Annotated in this window: 5 protein-coding genes; 1 reads left to right on the forward strand and 4 read right to left on the reverse strand. The window is 33.3% G+C overall.

Features of this window, described 5'->3' with window-relative positions:
• From AACZ49_RS07515 to AACZ49_RS07530, 4 genes are all read right to left on the reverse strand, one after another.
• Positions 1 to 1,539 carry a carboxypeptidase-like regulatory domain-containing protein gene (locus tag AACZ49_RS07515; protein WP_339653082.1) on the reverse strand — a complete coding sequence of 513 codons (1,539 nt, stop codon included), beginning with the start codon at positions 1,537 to 1,539 and terminating at the stop codon, positions 1 to 3.
• Between the two features lie 289 nt (positions 1,540 to 1,828).
• Entirely contained in the window at positions 1,829 to 4,027 is a 2,199-nt protein-coding gene (gene feoB, locus AACZ49_RS07520) for a ferrous iron transport protein B (protein WP_339653084.1), read from the reverse strand.
• On the reverse strand, positions 4,024 to 4,269 hold the full coding sequence (locus AACZ49_RS07525; RefSeq protein ID WP_339653085.1) for a FeoA family protein: 246 nt from the start codon (positions 4,267 to 4,269) through the stop codon (positions 4,024 to 4,026). Before AACZ49_RS07525 ends, feoB begins: the two co-directional genes overlap by 4 nt.
• A 114-nt stretch (positions 4,270 to 4,383) precedes the next feature.
• Positions 4,384 to 5,058, reverse strand: coding sequence for an SCO family protein (locus tag AACZ49_RS07530; protein WP_339653086.1), 675 nt, complete (start codon positions 5,056 to 5,058; stop codon positions 4,384 to 4,386).
• 162 nt (positions 5,059 to 5,220) lie between these two features.
• Between AACZ49_RS07530 and rseP the strand changes: the two genes are divergently transcribed.
• Positions 5,221 to 6,573 carry an RIP metalloprotease RseP gene (gene rseP, locus AACZ49_RS07535; protein WP_339653088.1) on the forward strand — a complete coding sequence of 451 codons (1,353 nt, stop codon included), beginning with the start codon at positions 5,221 to 5,223 and terminating at the stop codon, positions 6,571 to 6,573.
• The last annotated feature ends 153 nt before the right edge of the window (positions 6,574 to 6,726 follow it).

Genomic DNA, 6,726 nt, shown 5'->3' on the forward strand with positions numbered 1-6,726 from the left:
TTATTCAGAAGATGTAGAGGTAAATTCTTTTATAGCTGTATTTGGTTCCATAATAGCATATCCTTTCCAGAATTCTGGGTCATATTTTGGCATATACGTTGGTGATATGGCGTTGTTTTCAATAAAAGCATCAAAAGTAGCCTGACTAATATTTTCAGACTCAAATACAATCATTTCATTTTTTTCAACATTAATGAAAACAAAATCCATATCGCCAGATAGCTCGTTTTGTTTATTTCTGCCTTTAACAATTTTGTTTTTCTCAATAATTTTTAGGGGTCTCCTTATACCAAATCGCACACCTATTTCAGATTCATAATATCGTAAACCATAATATCCGTTTGCGCCTTTAGTATAAATTATTTTACCTTTAGATAGGTACTTGTTGGCTGAAATTCCCAATAAATTGAATTTTTTAACAGGCTTTACATTTGTGTAATCAACCTGTAATAAAGCGAAATCATCAGCATTTATATACATTGTTCCTTCAAAATCTGCGGAACCAATCGGGTTAAATGAGATAACATACACTGGGTCGTTGCCTAAAAAGGTAAATTCTTTTAGTGAAAAATCATACTTTCTTGATTTAGTTATAAAATTAAGATCAGAATCTTCTTGAGTAGGCAGCCCATGGAATAGTTCTCCTAAATTATTTCTTTTCCAATTAGCATAATTTTTTTGTTGCTCTTCTTTGTCTTTCTTCTTTTTTTCTAGTTCTTCATTAACAACGACAATGTTTGTAGAATCTATTTCTTCTTCTAAAAGTTCGCTTATTTCTTCAGCATCTATTTTAGTTCCAAAAAGTCCTGATTTAATCTTAAAATAAGACCCAGGTTTTACATTGTCCTTTAAAATTTCATTGAACCTTTCTTCTAATTTTTCGGCATCGAGTTGTTTACTTTTATCGAAAAGTTTAGATGCCTTTAATAAATCTAGTTTTTGTAACTCTGTTGTGTAATTTCCATATAGATCACCCACGATTTCGGAATAAAAACTGTTGTTTTTTGGTACAGTCGCTATAATACTATCTAAGAAAAGTTGATTTAGAACATCAATAGAAGATTTTTTGACTTTAAAATCACTTTTTGTCCATCGGTCAAAATTAGACACTCTATGAAAAAGTCTTTTTTTAGTGAGATCGTTACGGTAATTCTTTTCTAAATTATCCTCCACCAATTCCATTATTTCCTTCGCTGTATAATTTTTGTTTGAGACAATGACTTCACGTAATTCGATTGCTTTAGGTGTTAGTAATATTCTATTGGCAGTAAATTCAGATATTGGCTTTGAAAGAGTTTCATAGCCCATTGAAGAAATAATTAAGGAATCAGATTCTGTTATGGTCTCATTTAATATGAAATTAAAATTTCCATCTTCATTGGTGATGACTCCTTTTTCTTTAAATTGAACAGTAGCATAGGGTATGGGTTGTTGACTAATACTGTCAATTACATATGCACTTAAACTCTGTGCATCCACAATAAATATGTTGGCGATTAAAATGGTAGAAAAAGCAATGAGTAGTTTGTTTATATTCATAGTTTATGATTATAGCGATGCAATCTAAACGAACCAAAGCAAGAAACGTTACAGTTTTAGAAACCGTTAGGGGATTTTTAAAATTTATTTAACTAAATCTTAAAATTTGTTGAGTGCATAATGGAGGATAAATGTAATTTAATGGCAGCCACAATCGTTTTGGCCACATGCTTTTTTGCTAGCCTTTTTGCCTGACCGAATTGATTTTGGAAGAAAAAATCTGGAAATTATATAACCTATTGAGATTGCAAGTGTTATGTAAACTAATATGTGTTGTAAAGTTTCCATCTTATTTTAATAATTGATAAGCAATTAAAGCAATAATATACGCAAAAAGACTCATAAAAACTAGTTGCCCTGCTGGCCATTTCCATGAATTCGTTTCCCTTTTCACCACAGCTAAGGTACTCATGCATTGCATGGCAAAGGCATAGAATAAAAGGAGAGAAATACCAGAAGCCAAATTAAATAACGGTTTTTTAGTTATTGGGTTAACTTCTGCAGCCATTCTGTTTTTTATCGTTTCTTCTTCATCATTGCCTACACTGTAAATTGTTGCAAGGGTGCCTACAAAGACTTCTCTTGCCGCGAAGGAAGTAAGTACTGCAATGCCTATTTTCCAATCATAGCCCAAAGGTCTAACGACGGGTTCTATTGCTTTTCCCATATAGCCCATGTACGAATGTTCTAATTTATAGCTTGCAATCTCTTGGCTTAAGGCGCGCTCTTCAAGTTCTTTCTGTTGTAGTGCTGCAGAATCTGTATCTATTTCTAAACTACCATTTAAATTGTCTTGGTTGTTGTAAAAGTAAACTTCACTATTAGAGCTAAACCCTTGTTCTTTTACTCTGTTCTTTACAATAGTTTCTGCATTTTTAAATTCATAAGAAAACCCGTTAGAACCTAAAAACCAAAGAATGATTGAGATAGCAAGAATAATTTTTCCAGCTCCAAAAACAAAGCTTTTGGTTTTCTCAAGAACGGTGTACCCAACATTTTTTAATAAGGGTAATTTGTAATTGGGCATTTCAACTACAAAAAATGATTTACTTTTAATTTTTAATATTTTATTTAAAATCAGTGCAGATAGTATGGCTGCACCAAAACCCATAAGATACAATAACATTAAGGTTAATGCTTTATAGCTTAAGCCGAGAAAACTACCTTCCGGTATTACCAAAGCGATAATTATTAAGTAAACAGGTAACCGTGCCGAACAAGTGGTAAACGGAGTTACCAAAATGGTAATAAGTCTTTCTTTCCAATTTTCGATAGTTCTAGTGGCCATTACAGCAGGTATTGCACAGGCAGTTCCAGAAATTAGTGGAACAACGCTTTTACCACTTAAACCGAATGGGCGCATAATTCTATCCATAAGAAAGACCACCCTGCTCATATATCCTGTTTCTTCAAGTAACGCTATAAAAAGAAATAAGAATGCTATCTGTGGAATGAAAATTACAATACCACCAATACCTGCTAAAATGCCTTCTGCAACAAGGTTGGTAAATACTCCTGATGGTAGTGTATTTTTTACCCATTCTGTAGCAGAGGCAAAGAAACCATCTATCAAATCCATTGGGTATTCACTCCATCCATATATGGCTTGAAATATGGTTAATAGGATTAGAAAAAATATGACGTAGCCAAAAATTTTGTGTGTCAATACCTTATCTAAAGTTGCTCTAAACCCTTTGGCGGCGTTTATATCAACCTTGTAAGTATCTTTTAATATTCCGTTTATAAACTGATATCTTAAAATAGTCTCTTTTTGTTGAAGGCGTTTAAGTTCAGATTTCGATTTGGTCGCAAAAGTAGAAGAGTCTTTAAACAACTTCTTCTCTAAAGGCATGAAGTTTACATCTTGTGTAATAACTAACCAAAGTTTGTAGACATCCTCTTTAGGAAATGTCTCTCGAAGCTTTTCAAAATATACCGGGGCAATTACCGAAGTATCTACATTTTGTGTCTTTGAAAGATTTTTGTAATCTGAAATTAACTCTTTAAGCCTGTCAATACCTGTTTCTTTACGGGTGCTTACCAAAGCAATTTTGCAGTTCAATTTCTTTTCTAATAAATCTATATCTATCGTAATGCCTTTTCGAGACATGCGATCGGCCATATTAATAACTAAAATGGCAGGTATTTTTAAATCTTTTATTTGAGTAAAAAGTAGAAGGTTTCTCTTTAAATTCTCTACATCAGAAACGACAATGGCAACATCTGGGTGGTCTTTATCATTTTTATTTAAGAGAAGTTCTACGGCTACACTTTCATCTAATGAAGTGGTATTTAAACTATAGGTACCAGGTAAATCTAAAATATGTGCTTTTACGCCTCTTGGTAATTTGCAAATACCTTCTTTTTTCTCAACCGTAATGCCAGGATAATTGCCAACTTTTTGGTTGAGACCGGTTAATTGATTAAAAACTGATGTTTTACCTGTGTTAGGATTCCCTATAAGGGCTACATTGATTTGTTTGCTCATACGATTGCATTATCTTCAATGATTTCAAGAGCTATATGAAGTGCCATTTCTCTTCTAATGGCAATATGAGAACCATTAACATTAATGTAAATAGGGTCATTTAATGGTGCTACTTGTACCAGTTCTACTACATTACCAGGTAAACAACCTAGTTCAAGTAATTTTATAGGCAAAAAATCTTCAGTGAATTCTTTAATAATTCCTTTTTGGCCTCTTCTTAAATCTGCAACAGTAGTTTTCAATCTTTATTTAGATTCATTATAAGTAAGACAAAAGTAAAGGAAATATTTTAATTAAGGATTATATCCTCTTAAAATAAGCGGACTTTCTACCCCTTATGCTTACTTGTATTGGATTTATTCTTGATAGGAAGCTTTAAGAATTTCAAGGTCGGTTAAAAGTTGTTTTATATCTTCTTTATTGGTACCATCGTAAAAACCACGTATTCGCTTTTGTTTATCGACAAGGATGAAATTTTCGGTGTGTATCATATCGAAAGGTCCGCCATCACCATCGGTCTTAACAGCCAAATAGGATTTACGTGCAAGGTCATAAATTTGTTTTTTATCACCAGTAACTAAATTCCATTTAGTATCATCAACGCCTTTTTCAATAGCATATTTTTTTAACTGAGCAACCGAATCTATTTCTGGGGTTACCGAATGAGATAATAATAAAACGTCGTAATCACCACTAATTTCTTGTTGAATATCGGCCATGTTTTTGGTCATAATTGGGCAGATTGTAGGGCAGGTGGTGAAAAAAAAATCGGCGATATATATTTTATCCTTGTAATCTTCTTGAGTAATAATTTTTCCGTTTTGGTTCGTCAACGAAAAATCTGCTATGGTATGGTATTTTCTAATATGCTGTATTTCTTCTGGTACCAATTCTGAATTTACCATAGCTGGAGAATAAATGGGGAGTATTTTTTTTGGAACCAAGGCATTGTAAAAGAGGTACACGATAACTCCTGAAATTAACAGGAGTACCAAACCAAAAAACTTGAATTTAGCGAAGAAAGACCGCATATTTATTTTTTGTAAAGGTACGTTAGGGCGCATTAGCTTTCAAGTGAATTTATGTCTTTAGCTGATAAATTATTCTTAAAATACCTCGACCTTAACGTGTTTCTTTTTTTAAGCGGTTGTAAAAATGTACTTTTGTCCGATTTTAATTTTCAGGAAAAAAAAATGAGCCCCATAATTATAAAGACAATACAATTTTTTTTAAGCCTTTCTATACTAATAGTTTTGCACGAGTTAGGTCATTTTATACCCGCAAAATACTTTAAGACAAGAGTAGAAAAATTCTATTTGTTCTTTGATGTAAAATTTGCGCTTTTCAAGAAAAAAATAGGAGAGACAGAATACGGAATAGGTTGGTTGCCACTAGGCGGATATGTAAAAATATCTGGAATGATAGATGAAAGCATGGATAAAGAGGCCATGGCCGAAGAACCGAAAGAGTGGGAGTTTCGAAGCAAACCAGCTTGGCAACGTTTAATTATTATGTTAGGAGGCGTTACTGTTAATTTCGTACTTGCTGTTGTTATTTTTATCGGTTTAGCATTTACTTACGGAGAGCAATATATTTCAAATGAGGGTTTAAAAGATGGTGTCTGGGTAACAGATACAATATTGGGAGATGCTTTAGGTATAAAAACAGGAGACCGATTTGTTGCTATTGATGGTAAAGAAGTAGAGAACTTACAGACTATACCTTACGAATTGGTGTACGGCGAAAAATTCACTATTGAAAGAGATGGTAATAAAATTGAAAAGGAAATTCCTGTAGATTTTATCGAAACCATATCCGCTAATAAAGAAAATGCCAGGTTCATAAGTCAAAGAAGTCCTTTCATTATAAATAATGTTCCAAAGAATTCCCCAAATACAACAACGGGCTTTGAAAAGGGAGATGCATTGATTGAGGTTGAAGGTAATGCTGTTGAATATTTAGATCAAGTGTCCCCTTACTTGGAAGAAAATAAGGGAAAAACTGTAAATCTTGTTGTAAAACGAAACGGAACAGATGTGCCGTTACAAGCAAAAATATCAGATGAAGGAAAATTAGGTGTGGCTCTTGGTTTTGATACTATTGAGGAGTATGAGGAGAAAGGTTATTTTAAAGTTGAAACCTTAAACTATACTTTCCTAGAATCAATCCCTGCGGGTTGGAACAAAGGTGTTAAGACACTTACCGATTACATTAAAGGGATGAAAAAGATTTTCAATCCTGATACTGGTGCCTATAAAGAAGTTGGAGGGTTCGCCGCTATTGGTGGCATGTTTCCAGATACATGGAACTGGCCAGCTTTTTGGGCAACAACGGCTTTTATATCTATTATATTAGCTTTTATGAATATTCTACCGATACCTGCTTTAGATGGTGGTCACGTTATGTTCTTACTTTATGAAATGGTGACTGGTAGAAAGCCAAGCGATAAGTTTTTAGAGTATGCTCAAATCACCGGATTCTTTATTTTAATAGCTCTTTTACTGTTCGCAAATGGTAACGATTTATATAAATGGTTATTTAAATAAAAAAAACAGCATTTATTTATTTGGCGAGTTTCAAAAAACTACTATATTTGCACCCGCTTTAGGAAACTAAAACGGGTTATTTTCCTCCTTAGCTCAGTTGGTTAGAGCATCTGACTGTTAATCAGAGGGTCCTTGGTTCGAGCCCAAGAGGGG

The organism is uncultured Maribacter sp. (assembly GCF_963975365.1).
GTDB lineage: Bacteria > Bacteroidota > Bacteroidia > Flavobacteriales > Flavobacteriaceae > Maribacter.